This window comes from Castellaniella sp. UC4447_H14 (assembly GCF_052978285.1).
On the sequence record NZ_CM129666.1, the window covers coordinates 1881402 to 1907359 of the forward strand.

At 65.1% G+C, this 25958-nt stretch carries 23 protein-coding genes; 16 read left to right on the forward strand and 7 right to left on the reverse strand.

Annotated elements, in window-relative coordinates; genetic code table 11:
- Nucleotides 1-35 precede the first annotated feature (35 nt).
- Genes ACVCMJ_RS09040 through ACVCMJ_RS09050 form a run of 3 tightly spaced genes read left to right on the forward strand, consistent with a single transcriptional unit; the run spans nt 36 to nt 2889 of the window.
- Nucleotides 36-1304, forward strand: coding sequence for an NAD(P)/FAD-dependent oxidoreductase (locus ACVCMJ_RS09040; protein WP_447081085.1), 1269 nt, complete (start codon nt 36-38; stop codon nt 1302-1304).
- On the forward strand, nt 1301-2236 hold the full coding sequence (locus ACVCMJ_RS09045; RefSeq protein ID WP_447081086.1) for a 4-hydroxyproline epimerase: 936 nt from the start codon (nt 1301-1303) through the stop codon (nt 2234-2236). Before ACVCMJ_RS09040 ends, ACVCMJ_RS09045 begins: the two co-directional genes overlap by 4 nt.
- Nucleotides 2233-2889 (forward strand): GntR family transcriptional regulator, encoded by a 657-nt coding sequence (locus ACVCMJ_RS09050; RefSeq protein ID WP_447081087.1) that lies wholly within the window; start codon nt 2233-2235, stop codon nt 2887-2889. Before ACVCMJ_RS09045 ends, ACVCMJ_RS09050 begins: the two co-directional genes overlap by 4 nt.
- 60 nt (nt 2890-2949) lie before the next feature.
- On the opposite strand, the gene ACVCMJ_RS09055 is transcribed toward ACVCMJ_RS09050, so the two are convergent.
- From ACVCMJ_RS09055 to ACVCMJ_RS09065, 3 genes are all read right to left on the reverse strand, one after another.
- Nucleotides 2950-4431, reverse strand: coding sequence for an aldehyde dehydrogenase (locus ACVCMJ_RS09055; RefSeq protein WP_447081088.1), 1482 nt, complete (start codon nt 4429-4431; stop codon nt 2950-2952).
- Nucleotides 4432-4443: 12 nt separating this feature from the next.
- The gene (gene dapA, locus ACVCMJ_RS09060) at nt 4444-5319 is read right to left on the reverse strand and encodes a 4-hydroxy-tetrahydrodipicolinate synthase (protein WP_447081089.1); all 876 of its coding nucleotides are present in this window, start codon (nt 5317-5319) and stop codon (nt 4444-4446) included.
- A 168-nt stretch (nt 5320-5487) separates the two neighbouring features.
- The gene (locus tag ACVCMJ_RS09065) at nt 5488-5847 is read right to left on the reverse strand and encodes a DUF4168 domain-containing protein (RefSeq protein WP_447081090.1); all 360 of its coding nucleotides are present in this window, start codon (nt 5845-5847) and stop codon (nt 5488-5490) included.
- Nucleotides 5848-6071: 224 nt separating this feature from the next.
- Here ACVCMJ_RS09065 and ACVCMJ_RS09070 point away from each other — a divergent pair, with 224 nt between their 5' ends.
- The 6 genes from ACVCMJ_RS09070 (at nt 6072) to ACVCMJ_RS09095 (ending at nt 13647) form a co-directional block, all read left to right on the forward strand.
- Nucleotides 6072-6728: a thiopurine S-methyltransferase gene (locus ACVCMJ_RS09070; RefSeq protein WP_447081091.1), complete on the forward strand. Its 657-nt coding sequence runs from the start codon at nt 6072-6074 to the stop codon at nt 6726-6728.
- Between the two features lie 120 nt (nt 6729-6848).
- Nucleotides 6849-7157, forward strand: a complete 309-nt coding sequence (locus tag ACVCMJ_RS09075) for a high-potential iron-sulfur protein (RefSeq protein WP_447081092.1) — start codon at nt 6849-6851, stop codon at nt 7155-7157.
- Between the two features lie 244 nt (nt 7158-7401).
- Nucleotides 7402-8436 (forward strand): UDP-glucose 4-epimerase GalE, encoded by a 1035-nt coding sequence (galE, locus tag ACVCMJ_RS09080; protein ID WP_447081093.1) that lies wholly within the window; start codon nt 7402-7404, stop codon nt 8434-8436.
- A 218-nt stretch (nt 8437-8654) separates the two neighbouring features.
- Entirely contained in the window at nt 8655-10457 is a 1803-nt protein-coding gene (locus tag ACVCMJ_RS09085) for a methyl-accepting chemotaxis protein (RefSeq protein ID WP_447081094.1), read from the forward strand.
- A gap of 172 nt (nt 10458-10629) precedes the next feature.
- Nucleotides 10630-12399, forward strand: coding sequence for a putative bifunctional diguanylate cyclase/phosphodiesterase (locus tag ACVCMJ_RS09090; protein WP_447081095.1), 1770 nt, complete (start codon nt 10630-10632; stop codon nt 12397-12399).
- 144 nt (nt 12400-12543) lie between these two features.
- A complete protein-coding gene (locus ACVCMJ_RS09095; protein ID WP_447082716.1) occupies nt 12544-13647 on the forward strand; it encodes an ABC transporter substrate-binding protein in 1104 nt (367 codons plus the stop codon).
- A gap of 39 nt (nt 13648-13686) precedes the next feature.
- Here ACVCMJ_RS09095 and ACVCMJ_RS09100 read toward each other — a convergent pair whose 3' ends face one another.
- The 3 genes from ACVCMJ_RS09100 to mltA form a co-directional block, all read right to left on the reverse strand.
- On the reverse strand, nt 13687-14520 hold the full coding sequence (locus ACVCMJ_RS09100; RefSeq protein WP_447081096.1) for a DsbC family protein: 834 nt from the start codon (nt 14518-14520) through the stop codon (nt 13687-13689).
- Between the two features lie 51 nt (nt 14521-14571).
- Nucleotides 14572-15789, reverse strand: coding sequence for an FAD-dependent monooxygenase (locus ACVCMJ_RS09105; protein ID WP_447081097.1), 1218 nt, complete (start codon nt 15787-15789; stop codon nt 14572-14574).
- A gap of 90 nt (nt 15790-15879) precedes the next feature.
- On the reverse strand, nt 15880-17154 hold the full coding sequence (mltA, locus tag ACVCMJ_RS09110; protein WP_447081098.1) for a murein transglycosylase A: 1275 nt from the start codon (nt 17152-17154) through the stop codon (nt 15880-15882).
- Nucleotides 17155-17223: 69 nt separating this feature from the next.
- Here mltA and rpe point away from each other — a divergent pair, with 69 nt between their 5' ends.
- The 3 genes from rpe to trpE all read left to right on the forward strand — a co-directional run bounded on the left by rpe (nt 17224) and on the right by trpE (nt 20423).
- Nucleotides 17224-17931 carry a ribulose-phosphate 3-epimerase gene (gene rpe, locus ACVCMJ_RS09115; protein WP_447081099.1) on the forward strand — a complete coding sequence of 236 codons (708 nt, stop codon included), beginning with the start codon at nt 17224-17226 and terminating at the stop codon, nt 17929-17931.
- A gap of 107 nt (nt 17932-18038) precedes the next feature.
- On the forward strand, nt 18039-18725 hold the full coding sequence (locus tag ACVCMJ_RS09120) for a phosphoglycolate phosphatase (protein WP_447081100.1): 687 nt from the start codon (nt 18039-18041) through the stop codon (nt 18723-18725).
- A gap of 177 nt (nt 18726-18902) precedes the next feature.
- Nucleotides 18903-20423 carry an anthranilate synthase component I gene (trpE, locus tag ACVCMJ_RS09125; RefSeq protein ID WP_447081101.1) on the forward strand — a complete coding sequence of 507 codons (1521 nt, stop codon included), beginning with the start codon at nt 18903-18905 and terminating at the stop codon, nt 20421-20423.
- A gap of 12 nt (nt 20424-20435) precedes the next feature.
- Here the strand turns inward: trpE and lldD are convergent, their stop codons facing one another.
- Nucleotides 20436-21575, reverse strand: coding sequence for an FMN-dependent L-lactate dehydrogenase LldD (gene lldD, locus ACVCMJ_RS09130; RefSeq protein ID WP_447081102.1), 1140 nt, complete (start codon nt 21573-21575; stop codon nt 20436-20438).
- 475 nt (nt 21576-22050) lie between these two features.
- On the opposite strand from lldD, the gene ACVCMJ_RS09135 reads away from it, so the two are divergent.
- Genes ACVCMJ_RS09135 through ACVCMJ_RS09150 form a run of 4 tightly spaced genes read left to right on the forward strand, consistent with a single transcriptional unit; the run spans nt 22051 to nt 25858 of the window.
- Entirely contained in the window at nt 22051-22617 is a 567-nt protein-coding gene (locus tag ACVCMJ_RS09135) for an anthranilate synthase component II (protein WP_447081103.1), read from the forward strand.
- Nucleotides 22618-22645: 28 nt separating this feature from the next.
- Nucleotides 22646-23680 (forward strand): anthranilate phosphoribosyltransferase, encoded by a 1035-nt coding sequence (gene trpD / locus ACVCMJ_RS09140; protein ID WP_447081104.1) that lies wholly within the window; start codon nt 22646-22648, stop codon nt 23678-23680.
- Nucleotides 23677-24471, forward strand: a complete 795-nt coding sequence (trpC, locus tag ACVCMJ_RS09145) for an indole-3-glycerol phosphate synthase TrpC (RefSeq protein ID WP_447081105.1) — start codon at nt 23677-23679, stop codon at nt 24469-24471. The genes trpD and trpC overlap by 4 nt, the downstream gene beginning before the upstream one ends.
- Nucleotides 24472-24502: 31 nt before the next feature.
- The gene (locus ACVCMJ_RS09150) at nt 24503-25858 is read left to right on the forward strand and encodes an amino acid permease (RefSeq protein ID WP_447081106.1); all 1356 of its coding nucleotides are present in this window, start codon (nt 24503-24505) and stop codon (nt 25856-25858) included.
- The last annotated feature ends 100 nt before the right edge of the window (nt 25859-25958 follow it).

Below are 25958 nucleotides of genomic sequence, written 5' to 3' on the forward strand. Positions count from 1 at the left end.
GGAATCATAGTCGGAACACCCCGATCCAGAATCCCATGGCCACATCTAGCTGCGAAATCGCCATCATCGGTGGCGGCGTCATTGGCGCCACTTGCGCGGTGTACCTGCGGGAAGCCGGCCTGGACGTGGTGCTGATCGAACGCACCGATATTGCCAGCGGCGCCAGCCGCGGCAACGCCGGGGGCCTCGCCTTCGCCGAAATCCTGCCGCTGGCTTCGCCACGCATCATCCGCAAGGCCCTGCACTGGATGCGCGATCCGATGGGACCGCTGAGCCTGCCGCCCGCCTACCTTCCCCGCATTGCGCCCTGGCTGCTGCGCCTCTGGCGTGCCAGTTGGCCCGGTCACTACCAGGCAAACGTCCAGTCGCAGGTATCGCTGATGTCGCTGGCCCAAACCGAAATGCTCGCCATGATGGGCCGCACGGGCCTGGACCGGCATCTGCACACGCAGGGCATGCTGGAAGTCTACGAAGGCGCCGACCGATTTTCCATTGCGCAGGAAGTCGTCCGGGAACGCACAAAGCACGGCATCGAAAGCCAGCCGCTGCAGGGTTCCGAACTTGCGGCGTTCCAGCCCGGCCTTTCGCCACGATTCACTCACGGTATCCACATCCCCAACTGGCGCAATATCGATGACCCACTGCAGCTGACGCAGGACATCGCCGACCATGCGCTTGCGCATGGAGCCCGCCTGGTCCGCGGCGCGGCCCGCCAGCTCAGCCCGACTCCCCAGGGTGGCCGCATCACGCTGGAAGACGGCAACGTCATCGAGGCGCGCCAGATCGTGATTGCGGCCGGCGCATGGTCGCACCACCTGACGCGCCAGCTCGGCGATGCCATCCCGCTGGAAACCGAACGCGGCTACAACACGACGCTGCCGCCCGACGCGCTGGATCTGCACCGGCAAATCACGTTCGCGGACCACGGCTTCGTCATCTCGCCGTTGACCTGCGGCATCCGGATCGGCGGTGCCGTCGAACTCGCCGGCCTGAAGCGGGCGCCCGATTACCGCCGCGCGCAGGCCATGCTGGACAAGGCCAAGGCATTCCTGCCGGGGTTGCGCACCGAAGGCGGACAGCAGTGGATGGGCTTTCGGCCCAGTCTGCCCGACTCTCTGCCCGTGATCGGTCCGGCGTCACGCCATCCGGCCTTTCTCTATGCGTTTGGCCACGGCCACCTGGGACTGACCCAGTCCGCCGCCACCGGCCGCCTGGTCTGCGACTTGGCAACCGGCCGGGTGCCGGCGATCGATCTGCATCCCTATCGCCCCACGCGCTTCTCTTTGTTCAAGGACCTCCGATGAAACGCATTTCCTTGCTGGATTCTCATACCGGCGGCGAACCCACCCGCCTGATCCTGGACGGATTTCCCGACCTGGGCCACGGCACCATGAGCGAACGGCGCGCGCTGCTATCTGAACGCCACGACGACTGGCGCAAGACCGTGATCCTGGAGCCGCGCGGCAGCGATGTCATCGTGGGCGCCCTGCTCTGCACGCCGCAGGACCCGTCGGCGACAGCCGGCGTGATCTTCTTCAACAATTCAGGCTACCTCGGGATGTGCGGCCACGGCACCATCGGCCTGCTGGTGTCCCTGGCCTACCTGGGACGCATCCGGCCAGGGGTCCATCGCATCGAGACCCCCGTCGGCACAGTGACGGCCACGCTGCACCAGGACGGCTCGGTGAGCGTGCGCAACGTACCGGCGTACCGCTACCAAAAAGCTGTGACGGTCCAGGTGCCGGGATACGGCGCCGCGACCGGCGACATCGCCTGGGGCGGCAACTGGTTCTTTCTGGTGGACGCGCCGGACCGTGTGGTCCCCGGTGCCGACCGGGCCGAGCTGACGGAATATACGGCCGCCATCGGCCGGGCGCTCGAGGATCAGGGCATCCGCGGGCGCGACGGCGGGCGCATCGATCACATCGAGCTGTTCGGACCCGACGCACAGGCCGACAGCCGCAACTTCGTGTTGTGCCCGGGCAAGGCCTACGACCGTTCGCCCTGCGGCACGGGCACGAGCGCCAAGCTGGCCTGCCTCGCCGCCGACGGCAAGCTGGCCCCCGGCGCCGTGTGGCGCCAGGCCAGCACCATCGGCAGTCTTTTCCAGGCCAGCTATGAGCCCGGCGAGGACGGCACCATCATCCCAACGATTCGAGGAAACGCCCATATCAGCGCCGAGACCACCCTGATCCTGCAGGACGACGATCCCTTCCAATGGGGGATAGCGCCATGATCGTCTCCAACCATGCCACGAAGGTCCGCGCAACCGAAGCGGCCTACGACCAGATCGAGCACATGATCGCCACGTTAAAGCTGGAACCGAATCAGCCGATCGTGGAAAGCGACCTGATCCAGATGACCGGCCTGGGGCGAACCCCCATTCGGGAAGCGTTGATGCGGCTGGTGGCCAGCGGACTGATCGAGCAGCAGCCACGACGCGGCCTGCGCGTGAGCGAAATCCGCATCGCCGAGCATCTGATCCTGATCGATACGCGCCGCGTGCTGGAGCGCCTGATTGCCGGATCGTCGGCGCGCAGGGCCAGCCCGAGCCAGAGCGACAGTCTCCTACAGCATGCCCGCGACATGGTCAGCGCCGCCGAGCGTGGCGACCTTGCAGGCTACATGCAGGCGGACCAGGCGCTGGACCGCGTCAACCACGAGGCGAGCCGCAATCCCTATGCGGTGCAGGCCATCGTGCCCATGATCATCCAATGCCGACGCTTCTGGTATGCCTTCCAGCACGAAGGCGACCTGGAGCGGGGGGCTCGCTGCCATCTGCTCGAGGCCGAGGGGATCCACGCCAAGGATCCGGAGAGGGCCATCGCCGGCGCCGATGCCCTCATGGATTACCTGATGGAATTCACCCACACGGTGATCGAGAACTAGTGTCCCTTTTGGCTAATTCGAATATAAGTGCACAAACCAACCAAACGGGTCACTAGCGGATCAATTCACGTACCAGATGGTCTTGATCTGCTGGTACTGATCCAGCGCTTCCAGTCCATTGTCGCGGCCGCCGAAACCGGATTGCTTGTAGCCGCCAAACGGGGTGGTGATGTCACCCTCGGAGAAGCCGTTGATGGAGACAGTCCCGGCCTGGATCGCCCGGGCCACCCGCTGGGCGCGGCGCACATCGGTCGTGTAGAGCGAGGCCGCCAGGCCGTAGTGGCTGTCGTTGGCCAGCTCGATCGCCTGTTCTTCGGTCTCGAACGGGGTCACCGCCAGAATGGGCCCGAAGACCTCTTCCTGGAACAGCCTGGAATCCGCCGACACATGGTCGAAGATGGTGGGTTCCACATACCAGCCACTGCCCAGATCGGCATGGATCCGACCACCATGCACGAGACGGGCGCCTTCGGCCTCCGCGCCCTGCAGGAAAGTGCGAACCTTTTCGAAATGCACCTGCTCCACCATGGGTCCGATCTGCACGGACTCATCGGTCGGCAGGCCGACCTTCCACTGCGCCAGGCGTTCGCGCAGGCGCGCAAGCAGCGCATCCTTGACGCCGGACTGGACGATCAGGCGCGAGCCGCAACTGCAGTTCTCGCCCATGTTCCAGAACGCAGCGGCCAGCACGTGGTCCACCGCGCCGTCCAGGTCCGCATCGTCGAAGATCACCTGCGGGCTCTTGCCGCCACACTCCAGCACGATCTCCTTCAGGTTGCTCTCGGCGGAATACTTCAGGAAGTAGCGCCCGACCTCGGTCGAACCGGTGAAAGACACCACGTCCACGTCCATGTGCCGGCCTAGGGCCTCGCCGACCTCTTCTCCCAACCCCGTGACCAGCGTCAGCGCGCCGGCCGGGATGCCCGCCTGGTGGGCGAGTTGCGTCATGCGGTATGCACTCAACGAGGTCAGTTCCGCGGGCTTGACGATGACGGAGTTGCCGGCCGCCAGCGCGGGTGCGACTTTCCAGGCGTACATCTGCGCAGGAAAGTTCCACGGCAGCACGGTGCCCACCACGCCAATGGGCTCCTTCACGATCAGACCCATGGCCTGAGGCCCAGTCGGCGCCACCCGGCCAAAGCATTTGTCGATCGCCTCGGCGTACCAGCGGAAGGTCTCCAGCGTGGCCGGCAGGTCGGTATTCAGACATTCGGAAATCGGCTTGCCCGCGTCTACGCAGTCCAGCGCCGCCAGTTCCTCGATGTGGGCCTGCATGAGGTCCGCCCATGCGAGCATCACGCGCTTGCGTTCGGCGGGCGCGAGCGCCGACCACTCCCCGGACTTGAAAGTCGCACGGGCCACGCGCACGGCCAGATCCACATCGCGGGCCGTGCCATTCTCGATGGCACCGATCACGCTGTTGTCGATCGGTGTGGTGTTGTTCAATTCGGTTCCCGGCACGTCGTGGCCCGGAATCAGGTGCCCGGCCCACAACTGGCCCAGCCGGGCGTGCTCGAAAACCTGCTCTTTGGTCAATGGCATGATGTCGCTCCTTCAGCGCCCGTAGGCGTCGAGCATGGCCCGGAAGGCCTGCTGGTCGGCACCCGACAGCGGTGCCAGCGGCACGCGTACGGTACCCGCATCCACACCGTGGCGCAGGCAACCCAGCTTGGCCTTCTGGTTGTAGTCGCCCGACTCCATGGCCTGGATGACCGGGTACATGCCGGTCATGAGTGAACGAACCTCGTCCCAGCGCCCCGCGATGGCCGCCTTCACCATCGCCACCTGCTCGGCCGGAAAGACGTTGGCCCCGCCACTGATCCAGCTTCGCACGCCCCAGAACAGGAAATCGGCCGCCGTATCGTCGGCGCCGCAGATGATGTGGAAGTCCGGAATGCGCGCCTGGATGAGCGACAGCGCCCGATTGAAGTTGCCGCTGCTTTCCTTCACGCCGACGATGTTGGGGACCTTCGCCAGTTCATGCACCGTTTCCTCGGCGATCTGCACCCCCACGCGCTGCGGAAAGTCGTACAGAATGATGGGCAGCGGCGTGGCCTTCGCGAGCTTGCGAAAATGCAGCAGAATGCCGTCCTGGCTGGCCAGGCTGTAAGGCGGGGCCGTGCACAGCAATCCGTCATAGCCGAGTTCGCGGGCCTGTGCGGCATGACGAATGCTGTCGTCCGTGGACAGGGCGTTGATGCCAGCCACTGTGGTGATGCGCCCACCCACCGTTTCGATCACAGTGCGCAGCACTTGTTCGCGCTCGGACTCATTGAGCGTGTAGTATTCGCCCGTGGTGCCGCAGGCCACGATGCCGCCCACCCCGGCCCGGACGAAATGTTCCACCAGTTGGCGCAGAGCGGCCAGATTGACACTGCCATCGGCCGCAAAGGGCGTCACGATGGGGACCAGGATTCCTTCGACGTTCATGAGATTTCCTACTCGGTTGCAGAGCGAAGACCCCAGTCTAATATCCGGTAAATATATTTGCAACATATCGGCTGGCGGCGGGCTTCCCCGAAAGCCCTCGGAGCCCCCCCGGCACACCGTGACGGCAGCCATACCGGTGCCCGGCTGATGACGGGCGCCTCACCGGCTCTACTGCCCGACGAGGCGCTCGACCTTCGCGCGCAGGGCGGGATCCGCCCGCACGGCCTCGCTGATGCCGTTATATTCCGCGACGCTCATGCCGCGCGCCTGGACTCGTTCAACCATACGCTGATCCGCCTCGACGCGTACCGCCTGTTTGGCTTGATTGCCCTGAGCCGCCTCCAGCCTGGGCTGGTATTCGGCTGCCACCGCGCTGACTTCACGCACGGCCGTGGCATAACGCTGAAGCTGCTCGTCAGTGGGCTGGTCGACCCTCTCGTAGGCGGCCTGCGCATCCGCCGTGCGCTCGAACGCCAGAGGCGCTGTCAGTCCGAGGGCGATCGCGGATGCGGCCAGGAATGCTTTCATCGCCTGATTCATATCCGGCTCCTGTAGCAGTTGAAAAGACCGTTTCATGATCCGCATCACACCAGCCCCTGGCAAGTTTCGCGATGTATGGTCCTGTATCGGCATGCCACGGTTCCCGGGCACCGCCCGGCTGCCTCCCCGGGGGGGACGCATCCCGCGCCACGGGCCGCATGCCGGCCAATTTCTGCGACACTTGGACGATACACTCGTCAGGAGCCAAACCCATGGATACAGATTTCTGGCTGCAACGCTGGCAGCAGGGCCAGATCGGCTTTCACCAGTCACGTGTGATGCCGCTACTGCAAAAGCACTGGAGCGGCCTGCGCGTCCCCGTGCCGGGCCGCGTACTGGTCCCCCTTGCCGGCAAATCGCTCGACGTGGCGTGGCTCGCCGCGCAGGGCCACGAGGTGCTGGCCGTGGAGATTTCACCGCTGGCCGTCGATCAGTTCTTTCGCGAGCACGATTTGCATCCGGAGACCCGCCAGACACCCGAAGGGACGATTTACCAGGCCGGCCACATCCAGTATCTGTGCGGAGACGTCCTGAAGCTCTCCGCCGCCACGCTGGCCACCATAGAGGGGTGCTACGACCGCGCCGCCCTGATCGCGTTGCCGCCCGAGCTGCGCCAACGCTACGTCGAACGCGTCTACCATCGCCTGCCGGAAGGCTGCCGGACGCTGCTGCTGACGCTCGACTATCCGCAGCAGGAAATGCAAGGGCCGCCCTTCTCGGTCCCCGACACCGAAGTGACCATGCGGTTCGGGGATCGCTGGCGCATCGAACCGCTGGAGACCCGCGACATCCTGGATCAGGAACCGAACTTTGCCGCACGTGGGCTGACTCGCCTGGAAACCGGCGTCTACCGGTTGACGGCCCGCTAGAGAAAAGGTTCGGCATGGGGGCTGTTGGCGGAGGCCGGCTTGTCAGCAGGGGCCGCGAGGCGAATAATGAAGGCCAAAAAGCCTGTTCAGGCCGCGAGGGTTCTTTGTCAAGGAGTTCGCATGTCGACAACAAGACGCAGTTTCCTGATTTCCAGTGCGGGCGTGGTCTCCGCCCTGGCGCTTTCGCGCCAGGCGACGGCCGCCCAGCACGTCGACGAAAACAGCGCACTGGCCAAGCAGCTTGGCTACAAACACGATGCATCCCAGGTGGATGCCAAGGCCCAACCGAAGTTCAAGCCAGGTGAACACTGTGCCACCTGCAAGCTCTACCAAGGCAAACCGGGCGACCCCTGGGGGCCCTGTCCGATCTTCTCGGGCCAGGACGTGGCCGAGAAGGGCTGGTGCAGCGCCTACACGCCCAAGGCCTAGTGTCCCGTTCGGTTGATCCTGATGTTTGAATTCGGCGCCTACACCACCCATACTGCGTTGCAAATCCTCGTGATAGCCCTTGCTATCACTGCGGTTCGCGCCTTGTCTGGATGGCGCATGCATCCGAATTCAAGGACACGAACCAACCGGACGGGACACTAGCGTCCCTCGAGCCGGTGGCGCACCGCGTCCTCCGCAGCCATCTGATAGCATGCATGGCTCGAACGATGCCTCTGTCTGACTCATGACACTACTGGTGACCGGCGGAGCCGGCTATATCGGCTCCCATACCGTACTGGAACTCCTGGCCGCCGGCCAGGACGTTCTGGTGCTCGACAATCTCAGCAACAGTTCCCGCGAATCCCTGCGACGAGTCACGGCGCTCACGGGCCGCGAGCCAGGCTTCATCCAGGGTGACGTCCGCGACCGCACACTGCTGGACCGCATCTTCACCGACACCGCCGTCGCCGGCGTGGTGCATTTCGCAGGCCTGAAGGCCGTAGGTGAAAGCGTCGCCGAGCCGCTGCGGTACTTCGACAATAACGTCAGCGGCAGCATCGTGCTGTGCGAGGCCATGGCGGCGGCGGGCGTACGCCGCCTCGTCTTCAGCTCGTCGGCCACTGTCTACGGGGACCCGGCCACGATGCCCGTCGATGAAAGCTGCCCGACCGGCATCCCCGCCAACCCCTATGGGCGCTCGAAGCTCATGGTGGAACAGATTCTGCAGGATCTTGGCCGGTCCGATCCGCGCTGGTCGATCGCACTGCTACGCTATTTCAATCCGGTCGGCGCCCACGCCAGCGGGCGCATCGGCGAAGATCCGCACGGCATCCCCAACAATCTGCTGCCCTACATCACGCAAGTCGCCGTCGGGCGGCTGAAGCAGCTTTCGGTCTTCGGCGGCGACTTCCCCACCCCGGACGGCACCGGGGTCCGGGACTACCTCCATGTCGTCGATCTGGCCCAGGGCCATCTGGCGGCATTGGACTATCTGGCCGAACACACAGGCGTTCACACCTGGAACCTTGGGACCGGCACCGGTTACTCGGTACTGGACATGGTCCGTGCCTTCGAGGCCGCATCCGGCCGCCGCATCCCCTACACCATCACGGACCGGCGCGCAGGCGACATCGCGGAATGCTGGGCCGACGCCAGCAAAGCGCGACGTGAGCTGGGTTGGCAGGCCAGCCGAGGCCTGGCGCAGATGATGGCCGACGCCTGGCGCTGGCAGTCGGAAAACCCGAACGGCTACGCGACGGACAGTCCGGCCTCGATCTGACGCGCGGCCGCCGCGCGAACGGCCGCTATGCAGGCTGGACGCGCACCGCGGCCTCCATCGAACCTCATTTTTCACGACGAACTGGGGCGGCACCCGGGGCCTGTTGCACGCTTTGAAATTTCGCCGGCTTCGTACAATCGGAAACAACCGACTGCACAGATCGGCCCGGGAAGGGCTGGCTGCGCGGATTCGACGACTTCAGCCACCCAGAGGGCAACATGCGCAACCTCAAAATCGGTACCCGGCTCGCGCTGGGCTTTGGTCTCATCATCGTTCTGCTGCTCGTCCTCGCGGGGATGGGCGCCTGGCGCATACTCGACACGCAGCAGGCCAATCAGGTGCTGGATGGCCGCCAGCGAATCAACGCCCTGGTCTTCCAGTGGGCCCGAGCGGTCGACGTGAACGCCAACCAGGCGCTGGCCGCCGCCAATCTGACCAACCCCGACGTGCTGGTCGTGTTCAAGAAAGGCATGGCCGCCTCGGACAAGCAAGCCGACGAAATCGGCCAGAAGATCGGCGAAGCGATGTCGCTTCCCGAAGCCAAAAGCCTGTACCAGAAAATCATCCAGGTCCGCGATACCTACCGCAAGGGACGCGCACAGGCATTCAAGGATCTGGACAACGGCGACTACAGCAAGGCCGACACCTTCTTCAACCAGCAAATGCCGAAGATCACGGCCGAATACATCGCCCAGATCGACAAGCTGTCCGCATTCCAGGATGACTACGTGGGCAGGCTGTTTGCCGAAAGCCACCACGCCAACCAGTTGGGGCTGACGCTGCTGGCCATTGCCACGCTGCTCGCGCTCATCCTGGGGCCCCTGTTTGCCTGGCGTACCACGCGCGGGGTCACGCACCCGCTGTCGCGGGCCGTGAAGGTCGCCGAGTCGATTTCACAGCGGGATCTGACCCAGGAGGTCCACGCCAAGAGCCAGGACGAAATCGGCAAGCTCCTGCAGGCGCTGCAGGCCATGACGCGCAGCCTGCGCACTACCGTGAGCGAGGTGCGCTCCGGGGCTACGTCGATCGCATCGGCAGCGGCACAGATCACCAGCGGCAACCTTGACCTGTCCTCGCGGACCGAACAACAGGCGAGCTCGCTGGCGCAGACTGCCGCCACCATGGAGCAAATCACCGCCACGGTGCGCCAGAACGCCGACAACGTCCAGCAGGCCAACACGCTGGCGGCGACCGCCGCCAAGACGGCCACCGACGGCGGCGCCATCGTGGCCGAACTCGTCACCACCATGGGCGAGATCAACCAGAAATCGCAACAGGTCGCCGACATCATCAGCGTCATCGACTCCATCGCCTTCCAGACCAACATCCTGGCACTGAACGCCGCCGTGGAAGCCGCCCGTGCGGGCGAGCAAGGCCGGGGCTTTGCCGTGGTGGCCTCGGAAGTGCGCGCGCTGGCCCAGCGCAGCGCCGCCGCAGCCAAGGAAATCAAGACGCTCATCGACGCTTCGGTGGCATCCACATCAAAGGGGAACGAGCAGGCAAGCCACGCAGGGTCGACCATGCAGGACATCGTGGACGGCATCAACCGCGTCACCGACATCATGGGCGAGATCAGCGCGGCCAACCGGGAGCAGACCACCGGCATCGAGGAAATCAACACCGCCGTCACGCAGATGGACGATGTCACCCGCCAGAACGCCAGCCTGGTGGAAGAGTCGGCCGCCGCGGCCAGCAGCCTGCAGGAACAGGCCGACACGCTGGCGCGACTGGTCGAGACTTTCCGCCTCGACCACAGCGGTGCCGCGCAGGCCGACACAGCGCCCAGCGCGGCCGACGGCAAAGCCGGCGCCGGTGCAAAGCCGGGCAAGGGCATCCCCACGGCGGATGGAGTCCAACAGCCCCCCCGGCTGCCCGCGGCCCCCGAAAAGGTCATCAGCCCCACACCGCAGCGCCCACGCCGGGCCGAGCCCGCGCCCCGCGCCCATGCCATCGCCAAGCCCGCCCTGCGCGCGCCGAACCGCCCCGCGCCCGACGACAATGAGGAATGGACCGAGTTCTGAGGCAATTCAGGTAAGATCCATTCCGAACGGTCCGAGATTGCACATTCGTAATCTCCGCCAGCGGCGCGGGGCTGGCGCCCCCTGCAGCCGATCGTGTGACAGACGCGCAGGGTGCCGGCCGTTGGTCTCTCGCCAACGGTCGGCGCGGTTCCGGCTCACCACCTGACAGGCCATGCTCGGCGCACTGATCATCACACTCCTGGCTCTGGTGTTTCTGGCGTTCTACGCCTGGCACCGTGAGCGCACCTACCGCCGTCGGGTCGCTCGAAGCGAAAGCCGGCTCAGCACCATTCTGGACACCACCGGCGAGCTGATCCACATCAAGGACCGCGAAGGCCGCTACCAATACGCCAACCCCAAGACCTGCGAGTTCTTCGGCCTGCCGGCCAGCGCACTCGTCATGCGCCACAACCGCGAGCTGCTGACCGAAGACAACATCATCGCGGCCGTCGAACGCGACGAACAGCAGGTGCTGGAATCGGGACAGCGCGTCACCACGCAGAAACGCATTTCTTCGCTCGCAACGGGCAAGATCCGCACCTACCAGATCGTGAAGGTACCGCTGCGCGATACAAAGGACCGGATCGAGTCCATCTGCACGATCATGACCGACGTGACAGACCGCATCGAGGCCGAGGCTCGCGCCCACAAGCTGACGTTCTACGACGCGCTCACGGATCTGCCCAACGCCCGCTTTCTGATACGCCGCCTGACCCAGGTCGTTCAATTGGCCCGCGACGAGGGCGAAAACGGCGCGCTCCTGATACTGGACCTGGACGACTTCAAGAAAGTCAACGACAGCCAGGGTTTCGACCGGGGCGATCAGGTGCTGCGGGATGTCGCCCAGCGCCTGATCAGTGGCACCCGCGCGCGCGACACCGTCTCACGCATCAATGGCGATGTCTTCGCCGTCTTGCTGACACAGCTGGGCAACCATGCCGACGAAAGCGCCGGACAGGCAACCGAACTGGCGCGAACCGTCATGGCGGCGCTGAGCGACGCCCCGCTGGCCATCGGTCAGAGTCCCTTCACGCTCAAGGTGTCGGCCGGCATGACGATGCTGAACGCGGGCACAGGGTCGGCTCACGCGGCGATGCGGGAGGCGGACATCGCCATGCACCAGGCCAAGGCGCAGGGCGGCAACCGGATGACCTTCTACGAGCAGGCGTTGCAACACGACCTGGAGCAACGCCTGTGGCTGGAACAGGATCTGGTGCGCGCGCTGGGGACGCCGCAACTGCGGGTGTACGCCCAGCCTCAGCATTCCTGCGACGGGAAAGTCGTCGGCGCGGAGCTGCTGGCCCGCTGGCATCACCCCACGCACGGGATGATTCCGCCCGACGTGTTCATCCCCCTGGCCGACAAGATGGGCCTGCTCGGACAGATCACCGACTGGGGCATGGCCCGGGCCTGCGAAGCCCTGAAGACGCTGTCGGCGCGCGGGCTCAATTACCTGATTTCCGTCAACATCAGCCCCCGCTGCCTGCTCGAGCATGACTTTCCGGGTCGCGTGCGGCATGTGCTGGAAGCGTCCGGCGCGCCCAGCCAGATGCTGATTCTGGAAGTCACCGAAGGGACGTGGCTGGGAGACTACGGCGCCGCCGCCAAGTGCATGGCAGAGATCCGCGAACTGGGCGTGCGGTTCTCCGTGGACGACTTCGGCACCGGCTACTCGAATCTGGCCTGCCTGAAACGCCTGCCGCTATTCGAGCTCAAGATCGACAAAAGTCTGGTGCAGGATCTGCCTTATGACCAGGACGCCGCCGCCATCGTACAGATGGCCCTGACCATGGCGCGACAGCTTGGCCTTCGCACCGTGGCCGAGGGCGTGGAAACGCCGGCCCAGTCCGACTTCCTGCGCAGCCAGCATTGCGATGCCCTTCAGGGCTACCTGCTGGGCCGCCCGATGCCCATCGAAGACTGGTTGGGACAGTTCGACTGACACAAGCCCCAGGGCGATGGGGCGGACGAGCGTGCCCACTGCCTCGCGCAATCGTGCCAAAATCCTCCATCATGCACATCCATCGGAGGCCCCATCGTGCGATCCCTCTTGCCGGCAGTCCTGCTGAGCGCAGCCGTCCTGTCCATGAGCCCCCTGACCGGTCAGGCGCAGGTGAAGATCGGCGTGGTGGCGTCCGCGACCGGACCTACGGCGCTGGTCGGCATTCCACAGAAGAACACGGTGCCGCTGCTGCCGGCCAGGGCGGGTGACCTGAGCCTCCAGTACATCGCGCTCGACGATGCCAGCGACCCCTCGCAGACTGTAGCGGCCTTCAAGAAGCTCATTTCCGAGGACCACGTCGATGCCATCATCGGCCCCACGGGATCTCCCAACGCCATGAGCGTGCTGCAGTTCGCCGCGGAGTCCGGCACCCCGATGCTGGCGCCAGTGGGTGCGGCTTCGGTGGTGCTGCCCATGACGCCCGAGAAAAAGTGGGCCTTCAAGACCACGCAGAATACCGACATCATCGCCCGGGCGCTGGTGCGCGACATGACCAAGCGCGGCATCCATACGGTCGGCTTCATCGGTTTCGCCGACGCCTATGGGGATGACTGGCATCGGGTCTTCAGCAAGCTCGCCCAGGAAAATGGCCTGAAGCTGATCGCCTCGGAACGCTATCAGCGAACCGACAGCTCCGTCACCGGACAGGCCTTGAAGCTGCTGGCCGCCCGCCCCGACGCGATCCTGGTCGCCGGGACGGGCGGTGCGGCGGCACTGCCTCAAGTCACTCTGGTCGGGCAGGGCTACAAAGGGCAGTTCTACCAGACGCACGGCGCCGCCCTGCCGGCCTTCCTGAAGCTGGGCGGCAAGGCCGTGGACGGAACCATTCTCGCCGCCAGCCTGATGCTGGTGCTGCCCGAAATTCCCGACAGCAATCCGTCCAAGCCCATTGCCGCGCATTACATCCAGCAGTATGAAGCTTTGTACGGGGAGCGGCCGGCGACGTTCGGGGCCAACGTCTATGACGCCGGCCTGCTGCTGCATCACGCACTCCCCATCGCCGGCCAGCATGCCAAACCAGGCACTCCCGCTTTTCGCAAAGCGCTGCGCGACGCGCTGGAGCAGACCCATGAACTGGTGGCGACTCAGGGCGTCTACAACATGAGCCCGCAGGACCACAGCGGCTTCGACGAGCGGGGCCGCGAGATGATCACTGTGAAAAATGGCGCCTGGATGCTGCTGAAGTAAGGCGGGCGACTGCGGGCGCCGCCCGTGGTCGCAGGCGGGTCAGCCCTTGCCTTGGGCCTTCAGTTTTTCCTGCAGTGACGCCAGCGGCAAGGCCCCGTTGACGCGGGTACCGTTGCCAAAGAACAGTGCCGGAGTCCCTTGCACGTTCAGCTTGCGCCCGAGCGCCAGATTGTCCTGCAGCGGCGTCTTGCAGTCTGCCTGTGCCGGCGCCTTGCCATCCACCATCCAGTCGTTCCAGGCTTTTGCCGGATCGGCCGCGCACCAGATATCGCGCGATTTGGTCGCCGAATCGGGCGCGAGGATGGGGAACAGGAACACATAGACCGTCACGTTGTCCACGCTGGCCAGCGTATGGTGAAACTGTTTGCAGTACGGACAGTTGGGATCCTCGAAGGTGGCCAGCTTGCGCGAGCCGTTGCCCTTGACGATCTTGATGGCATTCTCCAGCGGCAGACTGTCGAAAGCCACCTGCTGCAGCGACTCCAGCCGCTCCGCCGTCAGGTCGCGCTTGCCCTTTGCGTCGATGAGCGAGCCCTGCAACACATAGTCCACGGAAGCGTCGGTATAGAGCAGGTCCATCCCCACCTGGATTTCGTAGATGCCCTGCATCGGTGTCATCCGCACACCGTCCACGTGGATGCCGGGAAAACGCGATTCGAAGGCCTTGGTGACGGCCGCCGCCTGTTCAGGCGGAAGCGTCTGGGTCGAATCTCCCGCACCGGCGGGGGCCAGCGACTCGTCAGGCGTCGTTTCCGTGACCGCCACGGCCGGCGTGGCCTTCTGGTCGGCGGACGCCGGCGGGGTCGTGGGCGCGGCAGCGACCGCAAGACTGGCGCCCATGAGCAGCGCCGCCAGACTCAAAGAAAACTTCATGAAAAACCTCGATAAAAATACCATCCGCGTCCCGTCCGACAGCACGGGACCTCAGCGACCGGCAGCCGCCTGAATCAATCTGCGTTTGAGAAAAGGAAGATCATCGGCCATCCGCATGCCGGCATTGCGCGCCCAGGCCACGGGGGCACAGTCGGTGCCGAACAGCCGATGCAGGCCGTGCGTCACCAAGGTCATGGCCCAGACGGACTGCGCGCGGGCGCGGCGATAGCGCGCGAGGAGCCGCTCGTCGCCCACGGAGCGATAGGATTCACGGCGCCGCAGCACGTCGGCCAGCGCCTGAACGTCCGCAAGGCCCAGGTTCAGTCCCTGCCCTGCCAACGGGTGCACACGATGCGCGGCATCACCCACCAGCGCCACACCAGGCGCGACCAGCGTGCTGCGCTCAAGGCTCAGCGAAAAGCCCTGCGGCCGGGTCCGCAATGCCAGCCGCCCCAGCCGGTTTCCCGTGATGGACAGCGCCCGGGCCGCAAAGAACGTATCCTGGGTCTCGGGCGACATGGCCAGCCATTCGCGAGCCATGCCTTCATGTAGCGACCAGACCAGCGATGCCTGCGGGCCCTCCGCGGAATCGGGCAACGGAAGCACGGCAAAGACCGCATCGCCCGTGAACCACTGGAACGCCCGATTCTGATGCGGGCGTCCGATATTCAGATGGGCCACTACTCCCATGTCGCCATAGGGCGTGTATTCATGCGGAATGCCCGCCGCCTGCCGCACCGGGGAATGCGCTCCGTCCGCGCCGATCAGCAGGTCTGCCAGCAGTATCTGGCCCCCCGAGGTCGTGATTCGCACGGCGGAGCGGCCCGAAGGCCCCACGCCATCACGGGCCGCATCCGGCGCCAGCGACGCAAAGCGGTCTTCGATCCAGGGAATCCCCAGAACCTGCACGGCCTGCTGCAAAGCGCGCTCGATTTCGCTGGATTCGACGATCCAGGCCATGGCGCCCTGGGCGTCCTGCCAAGCGGACAGATTCAGAACCCCGTCCGCATCGCCATAGATTTCCATGGCTTCGATGTCGCTGACGCGCTGCGCATCCATCAGGCGCCAGGCGCCCAAGCGATCCAGGAGGTCACGGCTGGCGGGCGACAAGGCATAGACGCGCGGACAGTATGTATCCCGGACCGGTGCCGCGACAGCGTTGCGCGGGCCGAGCAGCCGCACGGCCAGGCCCTGGCGAGCCAGCGACAGAGCGCACGCCAAGCCCACGATGCCGGTGCCGCAGACGACAATGGATTCCTGCCTTTTCATGGGCTTATATTAACCTGAGGCCCAGGCCGACGCGACGGGCGATTGCAACCGGTGTGACGGTTGGTGAAGCGGCTCCGACCGAGCCGGCTCTCACCGCGCAGTGGGCACACCGGCCTGGATAGGCCACAGCAACCACATCTGGCCGGGCTGCTTCATGCGCCCGGCCGACGCACCCGCCGCATCGCCCGTGCCCCAGTAGAAGTCGGCCCGGGCCGCGCCCTTGATCGCAGCGCCCGTATCCAGCGCATAGACCAGCCGCCGCAGCGGCGCACCGCCGCCCGGTTGCTGCGTATCCAGATACACCGGCGTCCCCAGCGGCACGAAGCTCGTGTCCACGGCGATGGCCCGCTGGGGGGGCAGCGGCACCCCATACGCGCCGGCGGGACCCAGCTCCGCGTCGGTGATGGCCTCTTCGCGGAAGAACACCATGGCTCGATTGACGTTGAGCATCTGCTGCACCCGATCAGGGTGGCTGCGCGCCCACTGCTTGATGTTCTGCATCGACGTCCGAGCCAACGGCATCTCGCCCTGGCGTGCCAGCCACTGACCGATGGAGACATACGGCCGGCCGTTATGGTCGGCATAAGCCAGCCGGACGACGGAACCGTCCGGCAAGACCGCGCGTCCGGAGCCCTGGATCTGCAGGAAGAAGGCTTCCACAGGATCGCTGGCCCAGACGATGACGGGCGGCTGGCGCGCCGGATTGGCGGCGATTTCGGCGCGAGTGTCATAGGGCACCACCCGCCGACCCTCGAGCTTGCCTCGCACGCGTTTGCCCGCAAGTTCCGGATAGACGGTGCCGAGGTCCACGACGAGCAGATCAGACGGCGTGGCATACAACGGCCATTGATACGCTCCACCGCGTGTGTGCGAGGCATGGATCAACGGCTCGTAGTACCCGGTGACCAGCCCGCTGGCCGGGCGCCCCGGAGCCTGTTCCAGCCGCCAGGGGCGCAGGTGCGCCTGCAGGAAGCGGCGCACGGCATCGCCGTCGGCCGCCAGCCCCATATTGGCCTGGACCGCCGCCTGGCAGACCGGCTGCCAGGCGCGAGGGTTCGCGCGGGCGGGATTGGCCAGGGACTCGGGCACCGGCCGCATCAGTCCCCGACAATCATTGAGCAGGCCTTTCCAGACATGGAACAGCCCGTCGGACGTCCAGTCCGGGAGGCTCTCCCAGCGAGCGGGGGCGTAGTGCCCTTGCAGCGGACGCGCCGGCGTCTCAGGCAGGCTCGAGAGTGGCGGCACCGACAGGGGTGGCAATTCCGCAGGCGCGGTTGGCGACGGCGCGCCGGGCTGTTCGACGGAAACCGAAGTACAGGCATTGAGCGCGGCAAGCAGGATCGCGGACCACAGAAGCTTTTTCATGCTGAAAACGGGTGCACTAAAATAGGCGGCATAAACACACATCATGACACAACCGGACCCCTCTTCGCCATGACTGAACTGCATCCCGCCCGCATCGCTCCCAGCCTGCTGTCAGCGGACTTTGCGCGACTGGGCGAAGAAGTCGCCCGCGTCGTCGCGGCCGGCGCGGACTGGATCCACTTCGATGTCATGGACAACCATTTTGTCCCCAACCTGACCATGGGCCCGATGGTATGCGCAGCGCTGCGCCCGCACACCGAGGCGCCCATCGACGTGCATTTGATGGTAGAGCCGGTGGACGCCCTGGTGCCCGCTTTCGCAAAGGCGGGGGCCAATATCATCAGCTTCCACCCCGAGGCTTCGCGTCATGTGGACAGGACGCTGGCGCTCATTCGCGACCACGGTTGCCGGGCGGGCTTGGTGTTCAATCCGGCTACGCCGCTGTGCTGGATGGACGACGTGATGAACCGTCTGGATCTGGTCCTTTTGATGTCCGTCAATCCGGGCTTCGGGGGGCAGTCCTTCATCCCCCACACACTGGAAAAGCTCGCTCAGGCGCGCGCCCGCATCGACCGCTGGACGGACCAGGGCGGCCAAGCCATCGATCTGGAAGTCGACGGGGGAGTCAAGACTGAAAACATCGCCAGCATCCGTGCGGCAGGCGCCGATGCTTTCGTCGCCGGGTCGGCCATCTTCGGACAGCCCGACTACCTCCAGGTCATCACGGCGTTGCGCGCCGGCATCGCCCAGGGCGACACCCAGCGCCGAGTCGGCTGATATAGCGGCCGACAGAGGTCTGTTCACGACGAATGCCGGCACATGATGGTACGATGACGGCCATCCAATCCGGCACAGCGCCGGCGCAATGCCAATCTCCCACCACTATGCAATTTTCCGGAATTCTGTTCGACCTGGACGGCACACTGATCGACACGATTCCCGATCTGGCTGGCGCGGCCAACGCCATGCGGCTGGACATGGGCATGACGCCGATTTCGCAGGACATCCTGGCCACCTACGTCGGCAAGGGAATGGAGCAATTGGTCATCCGCTCGCTGAGCCACGAGGGCTCGCCGGCAGGGGTGGACCTGGTCATGCGGGGCCTGGCACGCTACACGGACCACTACCGCAAGCTCAACGGCAAGCACAGCCGCCTGTACCCTGGCGTTCTGGCGGGGCTGCAGGACTTCCAGGCCCAGGGCATGCGACTGGCGGTCGTGACCAACAAGAGCACGGAATTCGCGGTGCCGCTGCTGCGCCAGCAGGGCCTGACCGATTTCTTCGAGATCATCGTCTGCGGCGACACCTGCCCGCGCAAAAAGCCCGATCCCATGCCTCTGATGCACGCCTGCGACCTGCTGGGCATACGGCCGGGCCAGGCCCTGTTCATCGGCGACTCCATCAACGACGCGCTGGCCGCCCAGGCTGCCGGCATGTCGATGCTGGCGCTGCCTTACGGCTACAACGAAGGCAACCCCGTGCAGAGCCTGCCTGCGAATGCTATAGTGGCTTCCATCATTGAGGCGGCCCGCTGGGCCGCCGAGACGTCTTCCCACACCGAACACGCATGATAGTCATCCGCTATTACCCGACCGCGACGCTCGCCACCTGGCGCTGGTGGCGCTCGTATCCGGGGTAATGGTGACCCGGTCTGCGCACCGTTGCGCACGACCCTAGCTGACAGCCCGGATCCCAGATTGGCCGGGCGCATCGACTCTGTCCCGGCTGGCATACCACCAGAGAGCGCTATGACAGAAATCGAATTCAATGCACTGGCCGCCCAAGGCTACAACCGCATTCCGCTGATCGCGGAAACCTATGCGGATCTGGACACACCGCTGGCCATCTACCTGAAGCTCGCCCATGCCGGGCCGGAAGCCGGGCGCAACAGCTGCCTGCTGGAATCCGTGGTGGGCGGAGAGCGATTCGGGCGCTATTCCTTCATCGGGCTGCCGGCCAAGACGCTCATCCGGGCGACCGGCACCACCACCGAAGTCGTGACGAAGGGGCAGGTCGTGGAAACCCACGAAGGCGACCCGCTGGCGTTCATCGAGGATTACCAGGCCCGCTTCAAGGTCGCGCTTCGCCCGGGCATGCCGCGCTTTGCGGGCGGTCTCGCCGGCTACTTCGGGTACGACACGGTCCGCCACATCGAACCGCGCCTGGGACCTTGCGTCAAACCCCGGCCCGCCGGGCAGCAGCCGGGCACACCGGACATCATGCTGATGCACGTCGACGAACTGGTGATCGTGGACAACCTGGCCGGTCGTACCTATCTGATCGTCTATGCGGATCCGCAACAGCCTGAAGCCTACGCGCTGGCACGGCGACGCCTGAAGGCGCTGCGCGAAAAACTGCGCACGCCGGTGGTGATCCCCTACGCGTACGCCAGCATGCAGACCCCGACCGAACGCGACTTCAAGAAAGAGGACTATCTGGAAGCGGTGCGCAAGGCTAAGGACTACATCGCCGCCGGAGACCTCATGCAGGTCCAGGTCGGACAAGTGATCGCCAAACCGTTCCGGGACTCGCCCTTGTCGCTGTACCGGGCACTGCGGTCGCTGAATCCTTCGCCCTACATGTACTACTGGAATTTCGACACGTTCCACATCGTGGGTGCCTCGCCGGAAATCCTGGTCCGCAAGGACCATGAAGTCCTCGACGGCCAGAGTCGCGACACCGTCACCATCCGGCCCCTGGCTGGAACGCGCAAGCGCGGCACCACCCAGGAAGAAGACCTGCGCCTGGAGCAGGAATTGATCGCCGACCCCAAGGAGCGCGCCGAGCATGTGATGCTGATCGATCTGGCCCGCAACGATATCGGCCGTGTCGCCAGAACCGGCACGGTGGAAGTCACCGACACCATGACCATCGAGCGCTATTCGCACGTCATGCACCTGGTGTCCAACGTGCGCGGCGAGCTGAACGACGGCATGAGCAACATCGATGTACTGCGCGCGACGTTCCCCGCCGGGACACTCACCGGTGCGCCCAAGGTCCGCGCGATGGAAATCATCGACGAGCTGGAACCCGTGCGGCGCGGCATCTACGGCGGCGCAGCCGGCTACCTGAGCTATGGCGGCGAGATGGACCTGGCGATCGCCATCCGCACCGGCATCATTCGCGACGGCATGCTGTACGTGCAGGCCGCCGCCGGCATTGTGGCCGACTCCGACCCGGAAAAGGAATACCAGGAAACCGAGGCCAAGGCCCGCGCCCTGCTGCGGGCAGCGGAGCAGGTGCAGTTCGGGCTGGACGAGCCCATCTGAGGCGGGCTGGCGTCAGACGTTCCGCACCAGCGAATCCCGCGTAATGTCCGCGATGGTGCGGGCGCCCGTCAGCGTCATGGCCACGCGCATTTCCTTTTCGATGAGGCTCAGCAGATTCGAGACTCCGGCCTCCCCGCCCACCGCCAGCGCGTAGACGTAGGCGCGTCCCAGCAGGACCATGTCGGCGCCCAGCGCCAGCATGCGCACCACGTCCAGCCCCGTGCGCACGCCGGAATCGGCGAGCACGGTCAGATCGCTCTTCACAGCGTCGGCAATGGCCGGCAGCGCCCGGGCTGAAGACAACACGCCGTCGAGCTGCCGCCCCCCATGGTTGGAGACGATGATGCCGTTCGCCCCGAAGCGCACGGCGTCGCGGGCGTCCTCCGGATCCAGGATGCCCTTGATGACCATGGGCCCCTTCCAGAAATCGCGGATCCACTCCAGGTCCTTCCACGAAATGGAGGGGTCGAAATTGTTGCCCAGCCAGCCGATATAGTCTTCCAGACCGGTGGCCTTGCCCAGGTACCGGGACACGTTGCCCAGATCGTGCGGACGTCCCCAAAGCCCCACGTCCCAGGCCCAACCAGGGTGGCACACGGCCTGGCAATAGCGGCGCAAGGCGGCATGGGGACCGCTCATACCGGCATGGGCATCGCGATAACGGGCACCGGGCACCGGCATGTCCACCGTGAATACCAGCGTGGTGACGCCAGCCGCCTGCGCGCGCTCCAGCACACTTTTCATGAAGCCGCGATCCTTCAGCACATAGAGCTGAAACCACATGGGCCGACTGATCGCGGGAGCGACTTCCTCGATCGGGCACAGCGACACGGTCGACAACGTAAACGGGATGCCGTGACGGTCCGCCGCCCGCGCCGCCTGGACCTCGCCGCGGCGCGCGTACATGCCGGCCAGCCCGACCGGCGCAATTCCCACCGGCATGGACAGCGACTCCCCGAATACACGCGTACTCAAGTCCAGCGTGGACATGTCGCGCAGCACCCGCTGCCGCAGCGCGATGCCCGCGAGGTCGCTGACGTTGTGCTGCAGCGTGTATTCGGCGTAGGCGCCGCCGTCCGCATAATGGAACAGAAAGGGCGGCAGGCGGCGTTTGGCGGCTGCGCGGTAATCGGTGGAAGCAGAGATGATCATGTTCGGCAAATGGTGTGCAAGAGGCGACAAACAGAACGAAGGCGCAAGAATGCGCCACGCAAGAAGGCTTCCAAACCCGGGACCGCAAAAGCCTCCAGCGAGAATATACGCCAGCTGCGCGAGAAGCATGCATCTCCAGAAGTCCCGAACCTCGACACGTGCCGGGCGTGCCGAGTCGGTATTTACCCGCTCTCGACAGGTACTGGAGCGCACAGTAGAATGCCTGCATGAAATTTAACGCGAGCACCCACGCATCGACTTGGTGGCGCCTCTCTTAGAGGCGGCAACCTCCTGCGTGATTCATCGCACACTTTGCCGCCGTCCTGGCAGGCAAAGGTCCATTCGAATCTGTCTCCGGTGCGGCGGCTCCTACCAAGGAAGACCATGACCGTACCAACCTCCTCATACACGCACCGCAGTCCCGCGCCCGTTCGTGTCGCGCCTAGGCCCCTTTGCCGCTGACGATGGGGACGCCATGAAACTGCTCATGATCGACAACTACGATTCGTTCACCTACAACCTGGTGCAATATTTTGGCGAACTGGGGGCGCAGGTCACGGTGGCACGAAACGACCAGATCGACGTTGCGCAGGCCAGGGCGCTGGACGTGGACGGCATCTGCCTCTCTCCCGGCCCTTGTACGCCCGCCGAAGCCGGCATCTCGGTCGAACTCATCCGCGAGTTCGCGGGCCGCAAACCCATCCTCGGCGTCTGCCTGGGGCACCAGGCAATCGGCGTGGCATTTGGCGGCACCATCACGCGCGCGCAGCAAATCATGCACGGCAAGGTCTCGCCCGTCACGCACTCCGGCACGGACGTCTTCGCGGGGCTGCCCTCTCCCTTCACTGTCACCCGCTACCATTCGTTGGCGATCGAGCGCGCAACCCTCCCGGACTGTCTGACCATTACCGCCGAAACTCCAGACGGCGAGATCATGGGAGTGGCGCACAAGACCCTGCCAGTCTACGGCGTGCAGTTCCACCCCGAATCCGTGCTGAGCGAACACGGCCACGCACTGCTGCGAAACTTTCTGGATCTGTGATCCGAGCCCATCTGAGAGGAACCTGTCCATGCCATTGATCACCCCCGCCGAAGCCCTGGTTCGCTGCATCGAACACCGCGAGATTTTCCATGACGAGATGCTCGAACTCATGCGCATGCTGATGCGCGGCGAAATGTCTCCCCAGATCGCCAGCGCGCTGCTCATGGGCTTGCGGGTCAAGAAGGAGACCGTGGGCGAGATCACGGCGGCCGCGCAGGTCATGCGCGAGTTCGCGCTGGCCGTCACCACCCCCTACCCCCAGGATCTGCTCGACATGTGCGGCACGGGCGGCGACGGCTCGCACACCTTCAACATTTCCACCGCAGCGATGTTCGTGGCGGCCGCAGGCGGCGTGAAGATCGCCAAGCATGGCAATCGCAGCGCCTCATCGTCGTCTGGCAGCGCCGATGTGCTGGAGGCGCTGGGGGTCAACATCCAGGCGACACCCGACCAGGTGGCCGAATCGATCGAGGTCACCAATATCGGCTTCATGTTCGCGCCCGCGCATCACGGCGCCATGAAGAATGTCGCCCCGGTACGACGCGAACTGGGCGTACGCACTATCTTCAACATCCTGGGCCCGCTCACCAATCCCGCAGGCGCGGGCAACCAGTTGATGGGGGTTTTCCACTCCGACCTCGTGGGGATCCAGGTGCGCGTTTTGCAACGCCTGGGCTCGCGGCACGTGCTCGTCGTCCACGGCAAGGACGGCATGGACGAGGCATCGCTTGGCGCCTCCACGCTGATCGGCGAGCTGAAGGACGGCGAGGTACGCGAATACGAGATCCACCCTGAAGACTTCGGCATGGCCATGATGTCCAACCGCAGCATCAAGGTCGCCAACCGCGACGAATCCGCGGAGCTGATACTTTCGGCCCTGAACGACACGGCCGGCACGGCACGCGACATCGTGGCGCTGAACGCGGGCCTGGCGCTCTATGCCGGCAACGTCGCGGCGTCCATCCAGGCTGGCATTGGGCAGGCGTTCGAGCTCATCGCCTCGGGGGCCGCCCGCGAGAAACTTGAACAATTCCGCAGCTTCACCCAAACATTCACGAAATGACCGACATTCTCAGCACGATACTGGACACCAAACGCGCCGAAATCGTCGCTTCCCGCCAAATGCGCAGCGAAGCCGATCTGCTGCGCGAGGCCAAGAGCCGCCAGGACATTCGCGGGTTCGCACGAGCCATAGAAGACAAAATCGCCCAGGGCAAACCGGCCGTCATTGCGGAAATCAAAAAGGCCTCGCCCTCGAAGGGCGTCATCCGCGCCGACTTCAATCCGGCGGACATCGCCGCCGCATACGCATGCCATGGGGCGGCCTGTCTGTCGGTACTCACGGACGTGCAATATTTCCAGGGTGGCTACGATCATCTGCGCCAGGCGCGCGCCGCGTGCAGTCTGCCGGTTCTGCGCAAGGACTTCATGATCGACCCCTACCAGATCATCCATGCACGGGCCCTCGGAGCCGACTGCGTACTGCTCATCGCCGCCGCGCTGACGCCGTCGCAACTGCTGGAGCTGGAGGCGGTGGCGCAGGAACTCGAAATGGACGTCCTGGTCGAAATCCACAACCGTGACGAGCTGGATGCGGCGCTGGCCCTGCAGACGCCGCTGCTGGGGATCAACAACCGCAACCTGCGCACCTTCGAGACGCACCTGGAGACTACGCTGTCGATGTTGGCGGACATCCCGCCCGGCAAGCGCGTGATCACGGAAAGCGGCATTCTCGCGCCGGTCGACGTGGAACGGATGAGGTCCCGCCATGTGGATGCGTTTCTGGTGGGCGAGGCCTTCATGCGGGCGACGGATCCAGGCGCTGCGCTGCACGAACTGTTCTTCGCACGCTGATCCGCCGCTCCGGAATCCGCCGCCCTACCCCATGCCGTCCTCACGTCCCGAGGCGCTTTCGCGCTCCCTGAAGAACCGCCACATCCAGATGATCGCTCTGGGAGGCGCCATCGGAACCGGCCTGTTCTACGGATCGGCCGCTTCCATCCGGCTGGTGGGCCCGGGCATCATTCTCTCCTATCTCATCGGCGGCGCGGCCATCTACCTGATCATGCGCATGCTTGGGGAAATGTCCACCGAAGAACCGGTCGCGGGCGCCTTCAGCCACTTTGCCTACCGTTACTGGGGAGGCTTCGCCGGTTTTCTATCGGGCTGGAATTACTGGCTGCTCTACATCCTGGTGAGCATGGCCGAACTTTCGGTCGTCGGTCTTTACGTGAACTACTGGCTGCCGCACTTCCCCTCGTGGGCCACCGCGCTGACCGTGCTGGTGGCGGTCACCGCCCTCAACCTGCTGAACGTGCGATCCTTTGGCGAAAGCGAATTCTGGCTGTCCTTCATCAAGATCGCCGCCATCATCGGCATGATCCTGCTGGGCTTGGCACTGATCGCAAGCGGCATCGACCACAGGGCCGCGGGCCTGAGCAACCTCTGGATCCACGGCGGCTTCCTGCCCAATGGCATCCGCGGCCTGCTGCTGTCGCTGGTCGTGGTGATGTTTTCTTTCGGCGGCACGGAGCTCATCGGCATCACGGCCGGCGAAGCCGACGATCCCCGGCGCAGCATCCCACGCGCCATCAATCAGGTGATCTGGCGCATCCTGCTCTTCTACGTCGGCGCTCTGGCGGTGCTGGTGGTCCTGTACCCGTGGAACGAGATCGGCACCCAGGGCTCTCCATTCGTGCTGATCTTTTCTCGCCTGGGCATACCGGCCGCACCCGACATCCTGAATCTGGTGGTGCTGACGGCCGCCATCTCGGTCTACAACAGCGGCATGTACAGCAACGGCCGCATGCTCTACAGCCTGGCCGAGCAGGGCAACGCGCCGCGCGTTTTCCTGCGGCTGAGCGGGCGGCGCGTTCCCTGGGCGGGCATCCTGTTTTCGTCGAGCTGCACGCTGGCGATCGTGGTGATCAATTTCCTGGTCCCCGAAGGCGCCTTCATGCGCGTGATGGCCGTCGCGACGGCGGCGGCCGCGCTCACCTGGCTGATGATCGTGCTGGTGCACCTGAAGTTCCGGCAGGCGCACGCGGGCAAGGAACTGCTGTTTCCGTCGCCCTGGCACCCCTGGACGAATTACCTGTGCGTGGCCTTCCTGTTGGGGGTGGTGGCGCTGATGACGCAGCTCGACGATACGCGGCCAGCCGTGTATGTGCTGCCGGTGTGGATAGCGGTTCTCTATGCCGGCTACCGCGTGAGAACCAGGCGGCCGGCAGCGTCCATTTGACTTGAGTCCGGCTCGGGAGAGACGCTACGAATCCTGCGGCGTATGGGCTCCCGCCCGTCAGGGGCCCTAGGCCTGAGCGCAACATGAGCAAACGGATCAA

Bases quoted from the DNA above. Each gene is read 5' to 3' on its own strand.
- ACVCMJ_RS09065 (WP_447081090.1), bottom strand. From the start codon at position 5,847: ATGAAAGCATTCCTGGCCGCATCCGCGATCGCCCTCGGACTGACAGCG.
- ACVCMJ_RS09090 (WP_447081095.1), top strand. From the start codon at position 10,630: ATGCTCGGCGCACTGATCATCACACTCCTGGCTCTGGTGTTTCTGGCG.
- ACVCMJ_RS09040 (WP_447081085.1), top strand. From the start codon at position 36: ATGGCCACATCTAGCTGCGAAATCGCCATCATCGGTGGCGGCGTCATT.
- lldD (WP_447081102.1), bottom strand. From the start codon at position 21,575: ATGATCATCTCTGCTTCCACCGATTACCGCGCAGCCGCCAAACGCCGC.
- ACVCMJ_RS09055 (WP_447081088.1), bottom strand. From the start codon at position 4,431: ATGCCATTGACCAAAGAGCAGGTTTTCGAGCACGCCCGGCTGGGCCAG.
- ACVCMJ_RS09120 (WP_447081100.1), top strand. From the start codon at position 18,039: ATGCAATTTTCCGGAATTCTGTTCGACCTGGACGGCACACTGATCGAC.
- trpE (WP_447081101.1), top strand. From the start codon at position 18,903: ATGACAGAAATCGAATTCAATGCACTGGCCGCCCAAGGCTACAACCGC.
- ACVCMJ_RS09050 (WP_447081087.1), top strand. From the start codon at position 2,233: ATGATCGTCTCCAACCATGCCACGAAGGTCCGCGCAACCGAAGCGGCC.
- ACVCMJ_RS09075 (WP_447081092.1), top strand. From the start codon at position 6,849: ATGTCGACAACAAGACGCAGTTTCCTGATTTCCAGTGCGGGCGTGGTC.
- galE (WP_447081093.1), top strand. From the start codon at position 7,402: ATGACACTACTGGTGACCGGCGGAGCCGGCTATATCGGCTCCCATACC.
- mltA (WP_447081098.1), bottom strand. From the start codon at position 17,154: ATGAAAAAGCTTCTGTGGTCCGCGATCCTGCTTGCCGCGCTCAATGCC.
- rpe (WP_447081099.1), top strand. From the start codon at position 17,224: ATGACTGAACTGCATCCCGCCCGCATCGCTCCCAGCCTGCTGTCAGCG.
- trpD (WP_447081104.1), top strand. From the start codon at position 22,646: ATGCCATTGATCACCCCCGCCGAAGCCCTGGTTCGCTGCATCGAACAC.
- ACVCMJ_RS09135 (WP_447081103.1), top strand. From the start codon at position 22,051: ATGAAACTGCTCATGATCGACAACTACGATTCGTTCACCTACAACCTG.
- ACVCMJ_RS09100 (WP_447081096.1), bottom strand. From the start codon at position 14,520: ATGAAGTTTTCTTTGAGTCTGGCGGCGCTGCTCATGGGCGCCAGTCTT.
- ACVCMJ_RS09095 (WP_447082716.1), top strand. From the start codon at position 12,544: ATGAGCCCCCTGACCGGTCAGGCGCAGGTGAAGATCGGCGTGGTGGCG.
- ACVCMJ_RS09105 (WP_447081097.1), bottom strand. From the start codon at position 15,789: ATGAAAAGGCAGGAATCCATTGTCGTCTGCGGCACCGGCATCGTGGGC.
- ACVCMJ_RS09085 (WP_447081094.1), top strand. From the start codon at position 8,655: ATGCGCAACCTCAAAATCGGTACCCGGCTCGCGCTGGGCTTTGGTCTC.
- dapA (WP_447081089.1), bottom strand. From the start codon at position 5,319: ATGAACGTCGAAGGAATCCTGGTCCCCATCGTGACGCCCTTTGCGGCC.
- ACVCMJ_RS09070 (WP_447081091.1), top strand. From the start codon at position 6,072: ATGGATACAGATTTCTGGCTGCAACGCTGGCAGCAGGGCCAGATCGGC.
- trpC (WP_447081105.1), top strand. From the start codon at position 23,677: ATGACCGACATTCTCAGCACGATACTGGACACCAAACGCGCCGAAATC.
- ACVCMJ_RS09045 (WP_447081086.1), top strand. From the start codon at position 1,301: ATGAAACGCATTTCCTTGCTGGATTCTCATACCGGCGGCGAACCCACC.
- ACVCMJ_RS09150 (WP_447081106.1), top strand. From the start codon at position 24,503: ATGCCGTCCTCACGTCCCGAGGCGCTTTCGCGCTCCCTGAAGAACCGC.